Consider the following 18851-nt stretch of genomic DNA (forward strand, 5'->3'; position numbering starts at 1 on the left):
GTCAGCGGACCTCCACGGTGACGGGCATGCCGTCGGCATCCCAGGGTGCGGGTTCACGGACCCGGGGCCAGATGGGGCTTTCCAGGGTGATGGCCAGCTGACGGGCCAGTTCCAGCATCCCTTCATAGCCGGCATAGGCGTGCTCCCGTTCCTGGTTGATGTCCAGGAAGGGCATGCGGGCCTTGAGGGCGGTGTAGAGGTTGCGGCCACCGGCGATAAGCATGTCGGCCTGTGTCTCTTCGTAGATACGAAGCAGATTGGCGGGACTGCCGTCCTCGATCATGACCGCGTCCTCCCCCATCAGCTGACGGATCCGGGCCTTGTCGGCGTCGGTGGACTTGCGGGTGCCGGTGGCCACCACGGTCATGCCCAGATCCTGCAGGGCGGACACCACGGACCAGGACTTGACCCCACCGGTGTAGAGCAGCACCCGTTTGCCTCGCAGGCGATCCCGCCACGGTGCCAGGGCGGCATCAATGCGGGATTCTTCCCGGGCGATGAGATCCTCGGTGCGCCGGGTCAGATCCGGATCATCAATCAGGCAGGCAAAGTCACGCAGGGCCTGGGACATGTCCTGTACCCCGTAGAAGCTGCCCTCGAACCAGGGGGTGCCGTAGCGCTCTTCCAGCTTTCTGGCCACGTTGATCATGGCCTTGGAACAGACCAGCATGTTGGCCTGACTGCGGTGCATGGACTGGATCTGGTGGAAGCGGGCGTCCCCGGACAGGGTGCAGAGGATGCGCAGGCCCAGTTCGTCGAACAGGGGCAGCACGTGCCAGAACTCGCCGGCGATGTTGTATTCGGCAATGAGATTGACCTGATGGACCCGGATGCCGGGGCGAACCGCGGAGTCGGGGATGGGGTCCGGCTCCCGCGTGCCCACCACCTTCTTCACCATGGTCTCGCCGGCGATGCGGTTGCCCAGGTTCTTGGAGCCGTAGAAGCCGGCGGCATCCACGTGCACCACCGGTACCTCGAAGCGTTCCTGGGCGGCCTTGCAGACGGCATCCACGTCATCACCGATGAGGGCAGTGACGCAGGTGTTGTAGACGAACACCGCCGGTGGCCGGTGGGCCTCCACGGCCTGGCGGATGGCGTGGAACAGGCGCTTTTCGGAGCGGCCCATGATCACGTCCTGCTCGGTAAGGTCGGTGGTCATGCCCAGGCGGAACAGGTCCGGGCCACCGGAGGAAAGTGTACCCCGGTTGTCCCAGGTGTTACCGGCGCAGGCGATGGGGCCATGGACGATATGGGCCACATCGGCCACCGGCAGCAAAGCGATCTGGGCACCGTCGAAGGCACAGCCGCCGGCGGTGGCGCCGGGCTTGGGCCGGGTGCAGCCGCCCTTGGGCTTGTGGGTGTTGTGGGCACAGGCCGGTTCGTCCAGCAGTGCCTTGATGTCCTGAGCCTTCATGCCTTGCCTCCGCGTTTGGCGCGTTGTTGACGTGATTTATTGCAAGGAGTGGGCCAGGCCGGATGATGGCATCAAGCTATTGTTTATTTGAGACTTTCAGGAACGAATTGATTGTTGCGAATGCGACAATGGCGGGAGGATTGGAGGAAGGGTGTCATTGTGGAGGATGGGGCTCCCCCCCCTCATCCCCGGCCCTTCTCCCCCGGAGGGGAGAAGGGCGATTCATTCAGGCCTCCAGCCCGGTACGGAATTTTTCCAACGTCTGCGGCTGGCGTCCCATGGACTTGGCCAGCCAGGGCGGGGGGGAACCTTTAAGGACATCCTGCAACTGGGTGATGACTTCCGAGGCCACGCTGCCCCGGGGGAACTTCACCGGGTGCACCCCGGCGCGAATCACCTTGGCGGCGGCGGGACCACCGATGCCCTGGACATACAATACTTGGCAGTCATTCACCATGGCGGCACGGGCGGCGTTGCGGTCATCGCTCAGATCCGCAGTTTCCGTCTCGCGGATGTCCACCAAACGGGCCTCGGTGGCGGACACCTGATAAACCAGAAACCGCAGGCAAGAACCGAAATGTCCGTCCAGCTTTTCTCCGGTATTGGAGGCCATGGCGATGCGTACGGAATCGGGCATGTCACCGGACACGTAATCCTCAATGACGGGCAATCCGGGCTCCACGTCCCGTTCCCCACTGAGATACCGGACGGCCATCTCCAGGGCCTCGTCGCCGGGGCCGCCCTCCTCCCCTGATTCGGACTTGGGGCGCTTGAAAGCCTGGCGCAGATCCGCCACGGTGAGCCTGGCCAGGCCATCCTCCCGGATGGGGGCATCCACCTTCTCGATGATGGCCTCGATCAGGCGCGGTAGCTGTACCCCGGGCAGGACCCGGCTCGCCAGGGCGATACGCAGGGCGCATTCACGGTTGAGGATGTCGGGTGACATGGGAATCTCCTGATGGTGTCGATATCTGGCTCATTCATTGACACGGCAACCCATGCCGTTCGGGCCGAGCCTGTCGAAGCCCGTTGCCAGGCAGCCACCTTCGACCAGTGCCGGGTAAACAGCGCTGTCTGAAAGATGACCGTTTCAATATCACAGACGCTTGGCGCGCAGCGTGATGGGCAGCCGTGGCTCCGGGTCCATGGGCTCCAGGTAATACCGGGTACCGTCCGCCAGGGTCAGTTCCCCACCCCAGAGTCCGGGGCCTTCGTGCTCCATGGAAACGATCATCTCTTCCAGATCCTTCTTGGGGACGTACAGGGACAGGCCCCCGGCTTCGGTCTTGTTGATCATGACACTGGGCATGATGGTGTTCTCTCCGGCGAAGTAAGCCCCTCTCCCGTGGATGGAAGAGGGGCAAAGATGAGGACGCGTGGGGTTAGCGAACCAGATCGTAGTTGTAGTCCGTGTCGCCCATGATCCGAGTCTCTTCGTCCAGACGCTCCAGCACCGCGTTCACCAGGGTGGTGAGGATGTACATGCCGCCCTCATAGCCCAGGGTGGTCATGCGATGCAGGTGGTGACGGTCGAAGATGGGAAAGCCGATCCGCACCAGCGGCACTTCGAACTCCTTGCCCTTGGCCAGCGTGTCGCGCTGGATGAACTTGCCGTAGGAGTTGCCGATCAAAAAGTCCGGCTTGTCGGTGAACACCAGGGAGCGCAGGTGCCACAGGTCACAGTTGGTATGCACTTCGCTGCGGGCGCCGTAGGGGCTTTCGGAGAGGACCTTCTCCATGGCCTTCTTCCAGCGCTTGTTGGCATGGTGCACCAGGATGTGCCTGGGCTCGGCGCCCAGCTCCATCAGGAACTTAGCCATGCCCATGACGAAGTCCGCGTCCCCGTACAGGGCGTAGGTCTTGCCGTGCAACCAGGTGTGGGAGTCGGTGATCATATCCATCAGGCGACCCCGCTCCTTTTCCAGGGAGGCCGGGATCGGCTGACCGGTGAGTTCGGAGACCTTCATCAGGAACTCGTCGGTCCATTCCACCCCCATGGGGATATTCAGCTTGGGCACTTCATGGTTCCAGGTGCCCTGCACGTACTTCTTGGTCTTCTCCAGCTGCCAAGGCTGCAGCAGCAGGGTATTGATGGCGTTGGGGGCATCCTTGAGTTCTTCCTGAGTGGTACCGCCGGCATACATGCGGTACTCACCATCGGCGGGGGTGTCCAGCACCTCCTCCGGGTCGCACAGCAGGGTGGCATCCACCCCCATTTCCTTCATCATGCGCTTCATCACCCGGTAGTTGCCCAGGTAGGTCTCGAAGCCCGGTACCAGGTTGAGCTTGCCGTTCTTGCCGGGCTCCTTGCCTTCCATGTCGTTGATGGTGAAGTAACGGATGGTGCCTTCGAACATGTTGTCCCAGCCGGTGGTGTGGCTGCCCACGAAGGACGGGGTGTGGGCGTAAGGCGTGGGAAACTCTTCGGGGATGTAGCCTTCCTTCTTGGCGTTGCCGATGAAGGCATTGAGGTCGTCACCGATGACCTCGGCCATGCAGGTGGTGGAGATGGAGATCATGGCCGGCTTGTACAGGGCCTTGGCGTTCTGCAGGCCTTCCATGATGTTCTTCTGTCCGCCGAACACGGCGGCATCTTCGGTCATGGAGTCGGAGACGCAAGCGACGGGCTCACGGAAGTGCCGGTTCAGGTAGGTGCGGAAATAGGCCACGCAACCCTGGGAACCATGCACGTAGGGCAAGGTATTCTCAAAACCCAGGGAGCACAGCACTGAACCCAGGGGCTGGCAGGCCTTGGCCGGGTCCACGGTCAGGGCCTCGCGCTGGAAGTTCAGCTCCTTGTACTCTTCCGTGGTGGTCCATTCGAAGATCTCACGCACTTTCTCGGGGCTGTGGGCCTCCTCGGCGACGGCCCGCTTGCGGGCCAGGACTTCCTGATACTCCTCGCTCTGGAACAGGGGGTAGCAGGGTTTGATGTTTTCTGCGTTCTGGCTCATGGTAATTTCTCCTGCCGCGCCACCAATCTGTGGACGAACGGTCTGGAATGACATCTGTCGGTGGCCGTGGCGCCGGTTACGGCGGCGCCACGGTCAGGTTCAGGCGGCCTTGGCGGCAGCGTCAGCTTTCTTCCACGGGGCCTGGAGCTTGTCCCAGCAGGGATTGTTCAGGGTCATATCCATGTCCCGGGCGAAGATGGCAAAACCGTCGTAGCCGTGGTACGGACCGGAGTAATCCCAGGAGTGCATCTGCCGGAAGGGAATGCCCATCTTCTGGAAGATGTATTTCTCCTTGATCCCGGAACCCACCAGGTCGGGACGCACCCGCTTGACGAACTCTTCCAGCTCATAGCCGGTGACGTCGTCATACAGCAGCGTGCCTTCACCCAGGTCCTTGATGGTGCGGTCGTAGTCGTCGTTATGAGCAAACTCGTAACCGGCACCCACCACTTCCATGCCCAGGTCCTCGTAGGCGCCCACCACGTGACGGGGGCGCAGGCCACCCACGTAGAGCATCACCTTGCGGCCTTCCAGGCGCGGACGGTACTTCTCGATGATGGCGTTCATCTCGGACGTGTACTTGGCGATCACCCGCTCCGCCCCTTCCTGGATCTTCTCATCGAAGAGCGAGGCGATCTTGCGCAGGCTCTCGGCGATCTTGGTGGGGCCGAAGAAGTTGTATTCCATCCACGGAATGCCGTACTTCTCTTCCATGTGACGGGCCAGGTAGTTCATGGAGCGATAGCAGTGCAGCAGGTTCACCTTGGCCTTGGGGGCCAGTTCCAGCTCGGAGATGGTGCCGTCGCCGGACCACTGAGCCACTACCCGCAGGCCCATTTCCTCCAGCAGGATGCGGGAAGCCCAGGCGTCGCCGCCGATATTGTAGTCACCGGTCAGGGCCACGTCGTAGGGGGTGGACTCGAAGCTGTTGTCATCATCCCGGTTGGGCAGCACCCAGTCGCGGATGGCGTCGTTGGCAATGTGGTGACCCAGGGACTGGGACACACCGCGGAAGCCTTCACAGCGCAGCGGCACCACCGGCTTTTCCAGTTCCTTGGCCTTTTTCTTGGAGACGGATTCGATGTCGTCACCGATCAGCCCCACCGGGCACTCGGACTGGATGCTGATGCCCTTGTGCAGGGGGAACAGGGTCTGGATCTCGTCAATGAGCTTTTCCAGCTTCTTGTCACCGCCGAAGACGATGTCCTTTTCCTGGAAATCGGAGGTGAAATTCATGGTGCCGAAGACATTCACACCGGTGTGGCCGGTGTAGTAGTTGCGGCGACCGGCGCGGGAATACTGGCCGCAGCCGACGGGGCCATGAGAGATATGGACCATGTCCTTGATGGGACCCCAGACCACGCCCTTGGAACCGGCGTAAGCGCAGCCGCGGATGGTCATCACCCCGGGAACCGACTTGCGGTTGGAGACGATGCACTTCTTGGCCTGTTCGGTATTGGGATCACTGACAGCCAGGTGCTTCGCACGGTCCTTCCGGGCTTTCTCCGGATAGACCTCGAGGACTTCCTGGATCAGGGCCTCGGCTTCTTCGCGTTTCATTGCGCACATTGCGATTTGCTCCTCTTGCGCCGCCACTAATCCGTGGACGTACGCCAGGTGGAATTCTCATGAACACGCCGCTGCGCGGCGCGCCTGCCGGCGGAAGGCCCCCACGGGGCACCTCCCTTCCGGCCTGAACCCTTATGCGGTGGCTTCTTCTTCCGCGGTCTTGCCGACGATGCTCTCGTCTTCCGCGTCCAGGATGCCGAATTGCATCAGCAGGTCTTCCAGCTCATCCATGGTGCAGGGGGTGGGGACCACGAACAGCTTGTTGTCGATGACCTTTTGGGCCAGTGCCCGGTACTCGTCGGCCTGCTTGGCCTTGGGGTCATACTCGATCACGGTCATGCGGCGAATTTCGGCCCGCTGCACCACGTTGTCGCGGGGCACGAAGTGAATCATCTGGGTGCCCAGCTTTTCGGCCAGGGCGACGATCAGGTCGTCTTCACGGTCGGTGTTGCGGCTGTTGCAGATCAGACCGGCCAGACGGACACTGCCGGAACTGGCATACTTCACGATCCCCTTGGCGATGTTGTTGGCCGCGAACATGGCCATCATCTCGCCGGAAACCACGATGTAGATTTCCTGGGCCTTGTTTTCGCGGATGGGCATGGCGAAACCGCCGCAGACCACGTCGCCGAGCACGTCGTAGAAGACGAAGTCCAGGTCTTCTTCATAGGCGCCTTCCTCTTCGAGGAAGTTGATGGCGGTGATGACGCCGCGGCCGGCGCAACCCACGCCCGGCTCGGGACCGCCGGACTCGACACACTTGATGCCGGCGTAGCCGGTCTTGAGTACGTCTTCCAGTTCCAGGTCTTCCACGCTGCCGGCATCGGCGGCCATCTGCATGATGGTATCCTGGGCCTTGGCGTGCAGGATCAGACGGGTGGAGTCGGCCTTGGGGTCGCAACCGACGATCATGATCTTCTTGCCGGCCTCGGCCAGGGCCGCGACCAGGTTCTGAGTGGTGGTGGACTTGCCGATACCGCCTTTACCGTAGATTGCACATTGACGAAGGGCCATGGCTTTGTTCTCCTCTGCCTGACTGTTGCGATTGGGTGTGCGTGCACCCTGTATTCAGCAAACCCCGTGCCAATCGCAAAATAAATGCATAAGCCTCTGTTTATTAAGTTAAAAACACTCTTTAGACAATCCGACATTGCACGTGAGATACACGACAAAGACCCCCGTTCTGTATGGATAACGACACCCCGCCGCCCCCTTCCCTACCCGCTGAAGCCCGTCTGCCCATCAATCGCTGCAATCTGCCCGCGGTGATCCTGGGCAGCCTCACCTTCCAGGATCACCCCGCCCCACTGGAACTGGATGGAGTCAGGGCCCTGCATGGGGATTTGTGGCGTCATTTGGATGGGCTGGATGACGCAGCGGTCCGTATCCATGACTTCATGGCCTACATGCGCGGCCACTTCTGCCTGGATGATCCGGTGGCCTGCGGGCTGACGCTGGGGGAAGAAGGCGGTCGGGCGCGGGCGGATTACCTGCGCACCCTCCGGGGCTGGTGGTTCAACCCGGATGGCCGGGAGGCGGCGGTCGTCAAGGGCTGGGTGGAATCCCGTTTCGGGCTGATCACCCGTTTTCACCGCGAACCCCTGCCGGATGCGGAGTCGGAGGCCTACGGGCGGTTCATGCAGGAACGGGTCTGTGGGGTTTACAACACCAATGCCCTGGAATCACAGTTGGACCTGCTGTACTCCTACACCCAGTATGAACTGCGGCGGCGGGCACCCGCACGCACCCATCTCACCCTGTACCGGGGCGTGAACCGGCTGGCGGACCACGAGGTGCTGGCCCATCTGTCCGGCGGCGAGGCCTTGGTGCTGTTGAATAACGTGAATGCCTTCAGCGCGGTGCGGGAACGGGCGGACGAGTTCGGGGACTACATCCTGACGGTGAAGGTGCCAACGACCAAGGTCTGCTGCTTCCAGGACCTGCTACCGGGGGTGCTGCAGGGCGAGGGAGAGCACCTGGTGATCGGCGGGGTGTACCGGGTGAAGGTCAGCCTGATGTAAGCCCCCTCTGTGGAGAGAGGCGCCCGCCATCAGGGCTATTTCGGCCGGCGATACCAAAACCAGGTGAGCCGGCGCGAACGCAGGGCAAAAGGCACCAGCAGCACCGTCGCCGTCACCAGAAAATGCTGCCAGGGAGAAAACCACTGGGCCTTGCGCCCGGAGGTCCGTACCGTCGGTTCCGGCAGCACGTGAAACCGCTGCCCGTGGCGCCGCCCCCAGCGCTTGAGGCGGCGGGACAGAAACACCTCCTCCCCCGCATAGACCTTTTCACTGAAGCCGCCCACGGCCTGGAAGGCCTCGCGGGTGCAGAAGATATAGCATCCGGCCACCAGTCCCAGGGACAGGGACAACCAGTTCCAGAAACGGGCCCCCAGCCGATAGAACCCGTAATCCAGGTGGTCAAACTCCACCCGCGCCCCACCGGCGCAGATCCGCCCCGAGGCCAGGGCATCCAGACTGGCCCGCAACAGTGCTGAGGTAGGCCAGGTATCGGCGTCTACGAAAATCAGCCAGTGTCCCCGCGCCACCTCCGCACCCGCATTGCGGGCGCGGGCGATACGGCGCACCGGCTCATGAACCACGACGGCGCCTGCCGCCCGGGCGATGTCAGCGGTGTCGTCGTCGGAATCATTATCGACGACGATGATTTCACACGACTCCGGCAGGCCGTTACAGGCCTGCCTCAGGTTGTCCAGGGTGCGCCCCAGCAACTCGGCCTCGTTCCAGGCGGGAATGACGAAGGAGACCTGGGGCGCGGTCTTCGGCATCAGCCCACCCAGACCCGGGCATTTCTGAACATCCGCAGCCACGGGCCATCCTCGGCCCAGTCCCGGGGATGCCAGGAATACTGCACGGTACGGAACACCCGCTCCGGGTGAGGCATCATGATGGTCACTCGGCCGTCCTCCGTGGTCAGCCCGGTGATGCCCAGGGGGGAGCCGTTGGGGTTGGCCGGATAGTGCCGCGCCAGTTCACCCCGGTTATCCACGTAGCGCAGGGACACCATCCCCGAGTCCATCACCCCTTTAGCCGAGTCACCACCGAAGTCCGCCCTGCCCTCGCCGTGAGCCACGGCGATGGGCAGCCGGGACCCTTCCATGCCCTTGAGCAGCACCGACGGGCTGGGCATCACCTCCACCAGGGACAGGCGGGCCTCGAACTGCTCCGAGCGGTTGCGCTCGAAACGGGGCCAGTGACCGGCACCGGGGATCAGTTCCTTGAGCTGGGACAGCATCTGGCAGCCGTTGCACACCCCCAGGGAGAAGGTGTCCGGACGGTGGAAAAAGGCCTGGAAGGCCTCGCGCAGGCGGGGGTTGAAGAGGATGGAACGGGCCCAGCCGCCACCGGCGCCCAGCACGTCCCCATAGGAGAAGCCGCCGCAGGCCACCAGACCGCGGAAGTCCGCCAGGTCCACCCGGCCCTCGATGAGGTCGGTCATGTGCACGTCCACGGCGGCAAAACCAGACAGGTGGAACGCGGCGGCCATCTCCACCTGGCCGTTCACCCCCTGCTCCCGAAGGATCGCCACCCGGGGACGGGTGCCGGTCTGGATGAACGGCAGGGCCGGGTCCTCGGACGGATCAAAGCCCAGTACCGGGGTCAGGCCGGGATCTGACTCATCGGCCAGGGCCTCGAAGGCCTCCCGGGCGCAGTCGGGGTCATCCCGCAGGGCCTGCATGCGGTAGCTGGTTTCGGCCCAGCACGAGTACAGCTCGCTGCGGGGGGCCTGGAACAGGATCTCGTGGCCCCGACGGAAGACGATGCTCTGCTCGTCATTGAGGCTGCCGATGACGTGGCTGTGATGGCCCAGACCGGCGTTATTGAGCAGCGCCAGCACGTCCTCCACGGCATCGTGAGAGACCTGCACCACCGCCCCCAGCTCCTCGCAGAACAGGGCGGCATGGTCGTCATCCCCCAGGTCGTCCAGGTGGACGGTGATGCCGGTGCGACCGGCGAAGGCCATCTCGCACAGGGTGGCCAGCAACCCACCGTCGGAACGATCGTGATAGGCCAGCAGGTGGCCTTCCCGGTTGAGTTCCTGAATGGCGGCGAAGAAGCGCTTGAGCATGTCCGGATCATCCAGATCCGGGGCGTGGTGACCCACCTGGCCGAACACCTGGGCCAGGGCGGAGCCGGCCAGACGGCGGTGACCCTTGCCCAGGTCGATGAGGATCAGATCCGTATCCCCCTGGTCGGTCACCAGCTGAGGCGTGAGGGTGCTGCGCACGTCGCTCACCGGGGCGAAGGCGGAGATGATCAGGGACAGGGGGGCGCTCATCACCCGTTCCTCGCCGTCCTGCCGCCAGACCGTGCGCATGGACAGGGAGTCCTTGCCCACCGGGATGGCGATGCCCAGGCGGGGACACAGCGCCTCCCCCACGGCCCTGACGGTGTCGAACAGGGCGGCGTCCTCCCCCGGGTGACCGGCGGCGGCCATCCAGTTGGCGGAGAGGCGGATCAGGGACAGATCGTCCACCGCCGCCGCGGCCATGTTGGTGATGGCCTCGCCGATGGCCATGCGTCCGGAGGCGGCGGGATGCACCAGGGCGATGGGGGTGCGCTCGCCCATGGCCATGGCCTCGCCGGTATGGGACCAATAGTCGCTGGCGGTCACCGCTACGTCCGCCACCGGCACCTGCCAGGGGCCGACCATCTGATCCCGGGTCACGAGCCCGGTCACGGTGCGGTCACCGATGGTGATGAGGAAGGACTTGGAGGCCACGGCGGGCAGCCGCAGCACCCGACGCACGGCCTCGCCCAGGTCCATCACCGAGGTATCCACCTCCGGTTTCTGGAAGCTGCGGTGGTGCACGTCCCGGAGCATCTTCGGGGGCTTGCCCAGCAGCACTTCCATGGGCAGGTCCACCGGGTGATTGGCGAACAGGGCATCCCCCACCAGCAGACGCCGCTCGGCGGTGGCCGTGCCCACCACGGCAAAGGGTGCCCGCTCCCGTTCACACAGGGCGGTGAAGGCCTCCAGGCGCCGGGCATCGATGGCCAGGACGTAGCGTTCCTGGGCCTCGTTGCACCAGATCTCCATGGGGGAGAGCCCCGGTTCGTCGGAGGGCACGGTACGCAGCTCGATGCTGCCGCCACGGCCGGCGTCGTTGAGGATCTCGGGGATGGCGTTGGAGAGGCCACCGGCCCCCACGTCATGGATGGAAAGGATGGGATTGTCCGCGCCCAGGGCGGTACAGCGGTCGATGACCTCCTGGCAGCGGCGCTCGATCTCTGGGTTGCCCCGCTGCACGGAGGCAAAGTCCAGCGCCAGGGCGCTCTCGCCGCTGGCCATGGAGGAAGCAGCGCCGCCGCCCAGACCGATGAGCATGGCCGGCCCGCCCAGCACCACCACGGGGGTGCCTTCCGGCAGGGCCAGCTTCTCCACGTGCTCGGCGCGGATGCTGCCCACACCGCCGGCGATCATGATGGGCTTGTGATAGCCCTTGAGTTCCGGCTCCCCGGCACCGGGCACCAGGGCCTCGTAGGTGCGGAAGTAGCCCGCCAGGGCGGGACGGCCGAATTCGTTGTTGAAGGCGGCGGCGCCGATGGGGCCGTCCAGCATGATCTGGCGAGCGGATTCGATGCGCTCGGGCTTGCCGAAGTCCTGTTCCCAGGGCTGCTCGAAACCGGGGATGCGCAGGTTGGAGACCGAGAATCCGGTCAGCCCCGCCTTGGGCTTGGAACCCCGGCCGGTGGCGCCCTCGTCACGGATCTCGCCGCCGGAACCGGTGGCCGCACCCGGGAACGGGGAGATGGCGGTGGGGTGGTTGTGGGTCTCCACTTTCATGATGATGGGCAGATCCAGCGGTTGATCCCGATATTCGCCGGTCACAGGGTCCGGGGTCAGGCGGCGGGCCTTGTGGCCCTGGATCACCGAGGCGTTGTCCCGGTAGGCGGAAAGGATGCCTTCCGGGGCATGGGCATGGGTATTGCGGATCATGGCAAACAGGGTCTTTTCCTGAGGCCTGCCGTCGATCACCCAGTCCGCATTGAAGATCTTGTGGCGGCAGTGCTCCGAATTGGCCTGGGCGAACATCATCAGCTCCACGTCGGAGGGATCCCGGCCCAGGGCCTCGTAGGCGTCGGCCAGGTACTCGATCTCGTCCTGGGTCAGGGCCAGGCCCAGTTCCCCGTTCACCCGGGCCAGGACACCATGGGGGTCGTCCCCCAGGGGGATCGTCCGCAGCGGTGCCGGCTCCGCGTTGGAGAACAGGGCCACCGCCTCATCTCGTTCATGCAGGACGGTTTCGGTCATGCGGTCATGGATCAGGGGCAGGATGCGCGCCAGGGCATCGGCATCCAGGGGGGCGTCGCTGTCGATCCACCAGGTGATGCCCCGCTCGATGCGCCTGACCACGCCGTCCAGGCCGCAGTTGCGGGCAATGTCGGTGGCCTTGCTGGACCAGGGGGAGATGGTGCCGATGCGGGGGACCACCAGGATCAGCCGGCCCCGACCTTCGTCGGCGGTGCCGCCACCGTAGGTCAGCAACTGTTCCAGCACCCGGCGTTCCTGGGTACCCGGTTCCCGTTCCGTCTGCACGAAGTGCTCGAAACGGGCACTGACGCCGGAGATGGTCGGCACCGCTTGGCGCAGGGCCTCCAGCAGGCGTTGGCGGCGGAAGGTGGAGAGGGAAGGACTACCCGGCAGACACAGCATTGATGACCCCGAACTTACGGTGCGTAAAAGGGGCAATGATACTGCAAAGCGGCCGGGGACGGGGACGGAGTTCGCCGACTTGCCGCCCTTGGCGCGGGCTTCGTATACTCCGGCCACCCGCAAAATTCCTACCATAATACACAACCACTTCTGACAGGACGTGCCATGACCATCCAGTCCTTCCATCCCCCCGTTCGCACCCTGATGGGCCCCGGCCCCTCCGATATCGCCCCCCGGGTGCTGGCTGCCATGAGCCGTCCCATCATCGGTCACCTGGACCCGGCCTTCGTCGGCATGATGGATCAGATGAAAGGCCTCCTGCAGTATGCCTTCCAGACCCGGAATGCCCTGACCCTGCCCGTCTCTGCCCCCGGTTCCGCCGGCATGGAGACCTGCTTCGTCAACCTGGTGGAACCCGGCGACACCGTGGTGGTGTGCATCAACGGCGTGTTCGGCATGCGCATGAAGGAAAACGTGGAACGCTGCGGCGGCACCCCGGTGGTGGTGGAGTGTGAGTGGGGTCGTCCGGTGGACCCCCAACAGCTGGAAGACACCCTCAAGGCCCACCCCGATGCCCGTCTGGTGGCCTTCGTCCACGCCGAGACCTCCACCGGGGCCTGCTCCGATGTGAAGACCCTCACCCAGGTGGCCCATGCCTATGACTGTCTGGTGATCGTGGACACCGTCACCGGCCTGGGCGGCTGTGAGCTGCGGGTGGACGACTGGGGCGTGGACGCCATCTACTCCGGTACCCAGAAGTGTCTGTCCTGCACCCCGGGCCTGGCACCGGTGAGCTTCAGCGAGGCCGCGGTGGCCCGCATCAAGGGACGCAAGCATCCGGTGCAGAGCTGGTTCATGGACCTGAACCTGGTCATGGGCTACTGGGGTCCCAATGCCAAGCGGGCCTATCACCACACCGCGCCCATCAATGCCCTCTATGCCCTCCACGAGGCCCTGGTACTGCTGCAGGAAGAAGGTCTGGAGAATGCCTGGGCGCGGCACCGGCATCATCACGAGGCCCTGAAGGCGGGCCTACAGGCCATGGGTCTGAACCTGCTGGTGGACGAGGCCCACCGCCTGCCCCAGCTCAATGCGGTGAAGGTGCCCGACGGCGTGGACGAAGCCCGGGTGCGCGGTCTGCTGCTGGAGCGCTACGGCCTGGAAATCGGCGCCGGACTGGGGCCGCTAGCGGGCAAGATCTGGCGTATCGGCCTGATGGGTTTTGGCTGCAACCGCAAGAACGTGCAACTCTGCCTGCATGCCCTGGAAGCGGTGCTGCTGGAAATGAACGCCCCCATCGAGCGCGGCCATGCCATGCCTGCCGCATCGCGGGTATACGCCGGCTAAGCGGGGAGACAGTCACCCGCCATCAATGCTCGGGCCTGGGTGGTGACAGCTTCCGCCACCCGGCCATCCAGGGCACTTCGCCATGGGTGAGGAATGGACGCCTCACCGTACAGGGCACCGGCAATCATCCCGGCGATGGCCCCGGTGGTATCCGCATCCCCGCCCCGATTAACCACGTCCACCAGGCAGTCTTCAAAGTTGTCCGTGTCGAACAGGGCCTGAAACACCGCCCTCAGGGTGTGGACGATGAACCCGCTGGGGTTTTCCTCCCGCTTGCCCCGAAACCGGAACTCCGGATGGGCCGTCACCAGGGCCTCCACCGGCCCCTGGATCAGATCCGCGGGGCCGCAACCCTGGATGGCCATCCGTACCATGGTCGCCACGCAGACCGTCCCCGCATCGGACAGGGGATGGTGGTGGGTGATCCGTCCCTGCAGATAACAGGCTTCATTGAGGGCGTCCAGGGGCTGGTCCAGGGTCGCCAGCACCACGGGCAGAACGCGCATGCAGGCGCCATTGCCGGCATCATTGTCGTTGAGGGGCGTCTCGATCTCGCCGGTCCGGCGATAACGGATGATGCCGCGGCGCACGGTATGACCGATATCCACCGGGCGATCCCGCATCCATTGACTGAAGGCCTCGGCCATGGCCACCCCGTCCAGGGTATCGGACGCCAGAATCGCCCTGCCCAGGGCCAGGCTCATAGTGGTGTCGTCGGTCACTGTGCCGGGTTTGAGGTGCAGCCAGCCGCCGCCGATGATGCGCCGATGCACCCCGTGATCAGCCTGGATCTCCCGTGGGGTCATGAACTCCACCGTCGCCCCCAGGGCATCCCCCACGGCCAGCCCCAGATAGGCACCCAGTCCGCGTTGCAGCGCGCTTCCCGACAATTAGACCTCCGGCCCGAAGCACACCGCATGATCCTGACAGACCTCGCAGGACGGTGACCGGCAGATCAGGATGCCTTCCGCCAGGCACAGCTGGCGATAGAGAAACTTCTTCCACTTCATGTCCCGGTCGTTGAGTTCGACCAGTCCCGGGAAGTTGTCCCGCATCAACCAGGAAAGTTGATCGCGGCTCTGCAGCCCCAGGTCCTGCCAGAGGTGATCAGGCCCCATGCAGGCGGCGGCCACGATACCCGCCAGCCAGACCTCCGAGGGATCCTGCCCCCGGCGATGGGACAGCAGCAGTTCGCGCAGTTCCCGCCGCTCATCCATACGCTGGACCTCCACCGGCTCCAGGGCCGGGGGATTGAGCATCAGCCCGGGGAAGTGACGGCCGAGCAGCTGCCGGTATTCGCTGCCGGACAGCCCCATGTGGACCGGCAAGACGCTGCGTCCCCCTACCCAGGCGGACAGCAGACAGGCCAGCAGGCCATCGTTGGGCAGCCCCCCGGTGTGGGCAAGCACCCGGTCGTGAAGGGTGTCCGCCCTGCCCTCAGGACCGTCGGCAACAGGAGCATCCCGGCCGTGGATCAGGGGCCGACCGGTGGTATGACGGTGACCATGGGGGATCTTCTTCCAATGCACGGTGCCCACTGCCACGGGCGTTTCGCAATACGACGCTGCCATGTTCGGTGTCATGGAGACATCCTCATGTTGCCTGCCATGCCTGCCGTCGGGACGGCCGCACGCGCAGGGTGGCGATCAGGCACATTGAATGGCCTCGCGCTCGGACATGTCCAGGCGGCCGGCGGCCATCATCTCCCGGTACACGGCCATCACCGCATCCTCAATGGGTGCCATGGCGTGTTCACCGTTGGGCATGATCCCGGCCGCCTCCAGCACCGACCAGGGCTCGATACCGATACGGGCGCAAAGCAGCACCTCGCAGTCCTCCAGGGCACGCACCGTGCTGGCCAGCACCTGGGTCCGGTCATTGCAGGCATCCGGTCCGGAGCAGTACAGGTCCGCCCGACGGTGCCCCTCGAAACGGACCCCTTCCGGCGTGGCCTTGTAGATCAGGAACTCCCGGGCATACCCGAAATGCTGATTGACCAGCCCCCCCCCCTTGGTGGCGACCGCCATCAGCACCGGGCGCGTTGTCTGGTGCGCGACAGGCCTTGCCGATGGCATTGAAGTCACAGTGTCCCCCTGGCGCTTGCGCGCCGCCATGCGTTCCCGAATCGAGGCCTGAACCTGATCCCGGCGTTCACGGACCACGTCATAATTCAGCGGGGCCTGATCGATGCGCTCCAGGCTGAATTCCTCGCCCCGATCCTCACCCAGCATACCCACCGCGTCGGCACGACACTGGCGACAATGGCGCATCATGTTCATGTTGCCCCCGCACTCATCCCGCAGGGCGGATAGCTCCGCTTCCGTGGGTCCGCGCCGGCCGTTGAGACCGAAATAGGTGCCATGGGCCGGATCGGAGATCAGGGGCATGACATTGTGCAGGAAGGCCCCCTTTTCCTTGACCATGCGGGAGACTTCCTTGAGATGGCGATCATTGATGTCCGGGATCATGACCGAGTTCACCTTCACCAGGACACCCTGCTCCACCAGCATCTCCAGGCCTTTCTGCTGCTGACGAATCAGGATCTCCGCCCCTTCCCGTCCGAACACTCGCCGACGCTCCCACAGTATCCAGGGGTGGATGCGGGCACCGATCTCAGGATCGATGCTGTTGATGGTGATGGTGACGTGGTCCACGCCCAGCGCGACCAGTTCATCCACATGCTGGGGTAGTGCCAGACCGTTGGTGGACAGGCAAAGCTTGATGCCGGGGTCCTGCTCCCGAATGCCGCGGAAGGTGGCGAAGGTGCGGGTGGGATTGGCCAAGGCATCACCGGGACCGGCGATGCCCACCACGGTCATTTCGGGAATGCCGGCCGCGACGGTGAGGGCCTTATGGATGGCCTGGGCCGGCTTGAGCACCTCGGACACCACGCCGGGGCGGGACTCATTGGAGCAGTCGTACTTGCGGTTGCAGTAATGGCACTGGATGTTGCAGGCCGGGGCCACCGCCAGATGCATACGGGCAAAGTGGTGGTGGGCCTCTTCCGAGTAACAGGGATGATCCTGGATCTTGGCCTGAATATGGGCAGGCAACCCCCCATTCTGACCGGTACCGCAGCCGGAACCGGCACTGGGCTTGGGGTTGGAGCACCCGCCCTGGACGGTGACGGGGATCTCAATGATTCTGTGGGGCTTTGGGTCCATCACAATCCTCCCAGGGTGCCCGCCGCAGCGGGATTGACTTGGTTTTCCAGGAGGAATGCAAGACTTGTGCCCAGTCTTTATATAGTTTTATTTCACTGTTTTTATTAGATTTTAAAAAGATCAGTCAGTACGAATGTGGGGCTTCCCACAGGGGAATGTCGGGAAGGGAACAGCTACACAAAGCCGTAACGGGGAATGACCGCCTGCGGATGCAGGTCGAATTGCTCGTCATAACCTACCTGAACCAGGTACAGACCATCCGGTGGCGCCGTCACCCCGCCCTGACTGCGATCCCGGGCCTCCCGCAGCTCCGCCAGCCACTCGCTGGGCCGCTCTCCCCGGCCCACGCACATGAGCGCCCCGGCGATATTGCGCACCATATGATGCAAAAAGGCATTGGCGCGAATGTCCAGATAGATGAAATCCCCGTCGCGGGTCACCGAGACCGACTGCACCTCCCGGATGGGATGACGGGCCTGGCAACCCAGGGCGCGGAAACTGCTGAAATCGTGTTCGCCCAGCAGATGCTGAGCGGCCTCGTGCATGGGCTCCGCCGCCAGGGGCCGGTGATACCAGGTCACCCGCCCCCGCAGGATGGCGGGCCGGGCCACCCGGTTCAGGAAGACATAGCGATAGCGGCGCCAGCGGGCGGAAAACCGGGCGTGGAAATCCGGCGCCACGGGCCTGACCCATTGCAGACCGATCTCCCGCGTCAGATTGCTGTTGCCGCCCAGCAGCCAGGCATGGGGCGGACGTTCGGCCGTGGTATCGAAATGCACGATCTGGCAGGTGGCATGCACCCCGGCATCGGTACGGCCGGCACAGGTCACCTGCACTGGATGATCGGCCACCTTGGCCAGAGCCTTTTCCACCAGGGGCTGGATGGTGCGGCCATCCTTCTGCTGCTGCCAACCCCGGAATCCGGAGCCGTCGTATTCAAGTCCGATCGCCAGTCGACGCGGGGTATGGTTCATTGGATTCGCAGGGCATGAATGGGAGGCGGGATGATACCAGTTCCCGGAATCAGTGCAGGGCGGCCAGCAGCAGCGGCAGGAGAATCAGGCACAGCAGCAGCCACTGACGCAGCCCCGGCGGCGGCGCGGGATCGAGATGAATGGGCTCGAGCGGCGCCTTTTCCGCCTGCTCCAGTACCTCGCTGAACAGGCCGGTGGCACGACGGCCCAATCCCTGAAGCCGGGCCATGGCGCCTTCCGGCGGTCTCTCGGGGCGGCCGGCCGCAACCAGGATACGCACCTGGGGCAACGCCTCCAGGGTCAATACCAGGCGAACGGCGAAGCGCTCCCTGGGCAGGCCCAGCGGCGCCAGGGGACGGGTGAGCCACAACAGGCCCTTGACCAGGGATTCCCGTGAGGTGACCTGCAGCAACCAGACCACCGCGGCCACCGCCAGCACCAGCACCAGGGTGCGCTGCAGGCCCATCACCAGACCTTCCCGGGCCGGGGACCAGGCCCCCGCCCATTCCAGCAGTGGTGTGCCCGGAGTAAACCAGCCGAAGATCAGGATGATGGAGAGAAAGAACCATTTGAGACGACGGGACATCTCCAGGAAACGCCCCACCCCCGCGGGGCCGGTGGCCGCCAGCGCGACGGCGGCCAGCCCCACCCCCACGCCCAGTACGGCCCAGTTCGCCTGGGCCACACCCAGGATGAACAGGATGACACCCAGGATCTTCAGGGCCGGATGCATCGGCTCAGACATTCACCT

General features: G+C 64.4%; 15 protein-coding genes. 2 read left to right on the forward strand and 13 right to left on the reverse strand.

All coding sequences use genetic code 11. The features are described from left to right. Window position 1: 1 nt before the first annotated feature. The 6 genes from nifE to nifH all read right to left on the reverse strand — a co-directional run bounded on the left by nifE (window position 2) and on the right by nifH (window position 6951). The gene (nifE, locus tag LQ956_RS09425; RefSeq protein ID WP_238622001.1) at window positions 2-1414 is read right to left on the reverse strand and encodes a nitrogenase iron-molybdenum cofactor biosynthesis protein NifE; all 1413 of its coding nucleotides are present in this window, start codon (window positions 1412-1414) and stop codon (window positions 2-4) included. Between the two features lie 226 nt (window positions 1415-1640). Continuing rightward, window positions 1641-2360, reverse strand: a complete 720-nt coding sequence (gene nifX, locus LQ956_RS09430; RefSeq protein WP_238622000.1) for a nitrogen fixation protein NifX — start codon at window positions 2358-2360, stop codon at window positions 1641-1643. A gap of 150 nt (window positions 2361-2510) precedes the next feature. Beyond that, entirely contained in the window at window positions 2511-2723 is a 213-nt protein-coding gene (gene nifT, locus LQ956_RS09435) for a putative nitrogen fixation protein NifT (RefSeq protein WP_238621999.1), read from the reverse strand. A gap of 73 nt (window positions 2724-2796) precedes the next feature. Beyond that, complete coding sequence (gene nifK / locus LQ956_RS09440; protein WP_238621998.1) at window positions 2797-4368, reverse strand: nitrogenase molybdenum-iron protein subunit beta; 1572 nt, start codon at window positions 4366-4368, stop codon at window positions 2797-2799. A 99-nt stretch (window positions 4369-4467) separates the two neighbouring features. Next, window positions 4468-5937 (reverse strand): nitrogenase molybdenum-iron protein alpha chain, encoded by a 1470-nt coding sequence (nifD, locus tag LQ956_RS09445; RefSeq protein ID WP_238621997.1) that lies wholly within the window; start codon window positions 5935-5937, stop codon window positions 4468-4470. A gap of 132 nt (window positions 5938-6069) precedes the next feature. Further along, the gene (gene nifH / locus LQ956_RS09450) at window positions 6070-6951 is read right to left on the reverse strand and encodes a nitrogenase iron protein (protein WP_238621996.1); all 882 of its coding nucleotides are present in this window, start codon (window positions 6949-6951) and stop codon (window positions 6070-6072) included. Between the two features lie 173 nt (window positions 6952-7124). Between nifH and LQ956_RS09455 the strand changes: the two genes are divergently transcribed. Further along, complete coding sequence (locus LQ956_RS09455; RefSeq protein ID WP_238629881.1) at window positions 7125-7958, forward strand: NAD(+)--dinitrogen-reductase ADP-D-ribosyltransferase; 834 nt, start codon at window positions 7125-7127, stop codon at window positions 7956-7958. 35 nt (window positions 7959-7993) lie between these two features. Here the strand turns inward: LQ956_RS09455 and LQ956_RS09460 are convergent, their stop codons facing one another. Then, window positions 7994-8725, reverse strand: a complete 732-nt coding sequence (locus tag LQ956_RS09460; protein WP_238621994.1) for a glycosyltransferase — start codon at window positions 8723-8725, stop codon at window positions 7994-7996. Further along, entirely contained in the window at window positions 8725-12615 is a 3891-nt protein-coding gene (gene purL / locus LQ956_RS09465; RefSeq protein ID WP_238621993.1) for a phosphoribosylformylglycinamidine synthase, read from the reverse strand. Before purL ends, LQ956_RS09460 begins: the two co-directional genes overlap by 1 nt. Window positions 12616-12780: 165 nt before the next feature. Here purL and LQ956_RS09470 point away from each other — a divergent pair, with 165 nt between their 5' ends. Beyond that, window positions 12781-13962 (forward strand): pyridoxal-phosphate-dependent aminotransferase family protein, encoded by a 1182-nt coding sequence (locus LQ956_RS09470; RefSeq protein WP_238629882.1) that lies wholly within the window; start codon window positions 12781-12783, stop codon window positions 13960-13962. Here the strand turns inward: LQ956_RS09470 and draG are convergent. From draG to LQ956_RS09495, 5 genes are all read right to left on the reverse strand, one after another. Beyond that, window positions 13959-14852 carry an ADP-ribosyl-[dinitrogen reductase] hydrolase gene (gene draG / locus LQ956_RS09475; protein ID WP_238629883.1) on the reverse strand — a complete coding sequence of 298 codons (894 nt, stop codon included), beginning with the start codon at window positions 14850-14852 and terminating at the stop codon, window positions 13959-13961. The genes LQ956_RS09470 and draG overlap by 4 nt on opposite strands. Then, window positions 14853-15545, reverse strand: coding sequence for a nitrogen fixation protein NifQ (locus tag LQ956_RS09480; protein ID WP_238621984.1), 693 nt, complete (start codon window positions 15543-15545; stop codon window positions 14853-14855). It abuts the gene before it with no gap. 63 nt (window positions 15546-15608) lie between these two features. Further along, window positions 15609-17126, reverse strand: a complete 1518-nt coding sequence (gene nifB, locus LQ956_RS09485) for a nitrogenase cofactor biosynthesis protein NifB (protein ID WP_238629884.1) — start codon at window positions 17124-17126, stop codon at window positions 15609-15611. 173 nt (window positions 17127-17299) lie between these two features. Beyond that, window positions 17300-18100: a tRNA pseudouridine(38-40) synthase TruA gene (truA, locus tag LQ956_RS09490; RefSeq protein ID WP_238621982.1), complete on the reverse strand. Its 801-nt coding sequence runs from the start codon at window positions 18098-18100 to the stop codon at window positions 17300-17302. A gap of 49 nt (window positions 18101-18149) precedes the next feature. Next, a complete protein-coding gene (locus tag LQ956_RS09495; protein ID WP_238629885.1) occupies window positions 18150-18845 on the reverse strand; it encodes a hypothetical protein in 696 nt (231 codons plus the stop codon). Window positions 18846-18851 lie beyond the last annotated feature (6 nt).

The organism is Ectothiorhodospira lacustris (genome assembly GCF_022227845.1).
GTDB classification, from domain to species: Bacteria; Pseudomonadota; Gammaproteobacteria; order Ectothiorhodospirales; family Ectothiorhodospiraceae; genus Ectothiorhodospira; species Ectothiorhodospira lacustris.

What these genes read in the sequence shown, in the direction of transcription:
- truA (WP_238621982.1), bottom strand. Translation starts at nt 18,100, where the DNA reads ATGAACCATACCCCGCGTCGACTGGCGATCGGACTTGAATACGACGGC.
- LQ956_RS09470 (WP_238629882.1), top strand. Translation starts at nt 12,781, where the DNA reads ATGACCATCCAGTCCTTCCATCCCCCCGTTCGCACCCTGATGGGCCCC.
- LQ956_RS09455 (WP_238629881.1), top strand. Translation starts at nt 7,125, where the DNA reads ATGGATAACGACACCCCGCCGCCCCCTTCCCTACCCGCTGAAGCCCGT.
- nifK (WP_238621998.1), bottom strand. Translation starts at nt 4,368, where the DNA reads ATGAGCCAGAACGCAGAAAACATCAAACCCTGCTACCCCCTGTTCCAG.
- purL (WP_238621993.1), bottom strand. Translation starts at nt 12,615, where the DNA reads ATGCTGTGTCTGCCGGGTAGTCCTTCCCTCTCCACCTTCCGCCGCCAA.
- LQ956_RS09480 (WP_238621984.1), bottom strand. Translation starts at nt 15,545, where the DNA reads ATGACACCGAACATGGCAGCGTCGTATTGCGAAACGCCCGTGGCAGTG.
- nifH (WP_238621996.1), bottom strand. Translation starts at nt 6,951, where the DNA reads ATGGCCCTTCGTCAATGTGCAATCTACGGTAAAGGCGGTATCGGCAAG.
- nifB (WP_238629884.1), bottom strand. Translation starts at nt 17,126, where the DNA reads ATGGACCCAAAGCCCCACAGAATCATTGAGATCCCCGTCACCGTCCAG.
- LQ956_RS09495 (WP_238629885.1), bottom strand. Translation starts at nt 18,845, where the DNA reads ATGTCTGAGCCGATGCATCCGGCCCTGAAGATCCTGGGTGTCATCCTG.
- nifD (WP_238621997.1), bottom strand. Translation starts at nt 5,937, where the DNA reads ATGTGCGCAATGAAACGCGAAGAAGCCGAGGCCCTGATCCAGGAAGTC.
- nifT (WP_238621999.1), bottom strand. Translation starts at nt 2,723, where the DNA reads ATGCCCAGTGTCATGATCAACAAGACCGAAGCCGGGGGCCTGTCCCTG.
- LQ956_RS09460 (WP_238621994.1), bottom strand. Translation starts at nt 8,725, where the DNA reads ATGCCGAAGACCGCGCCCCAGGTCTCCTTCGTCATTCCCGCCTGGAAC.
- nifE (WP_238622001.1), bottom strand. Translation starts at nt 1,414, where the DNA reads ATGAAGGCTCAGGACATCAAGGCACTGCTGGACGAACCGGCCTGTGCC.
- nifX (WP_238622000.1), bottom strand. Translation starts at nt 2,360, where the DNA reads ATGTCACCCGACATCCTCAACCGTGAATGCGCCCTGCGTATCGCCCTG.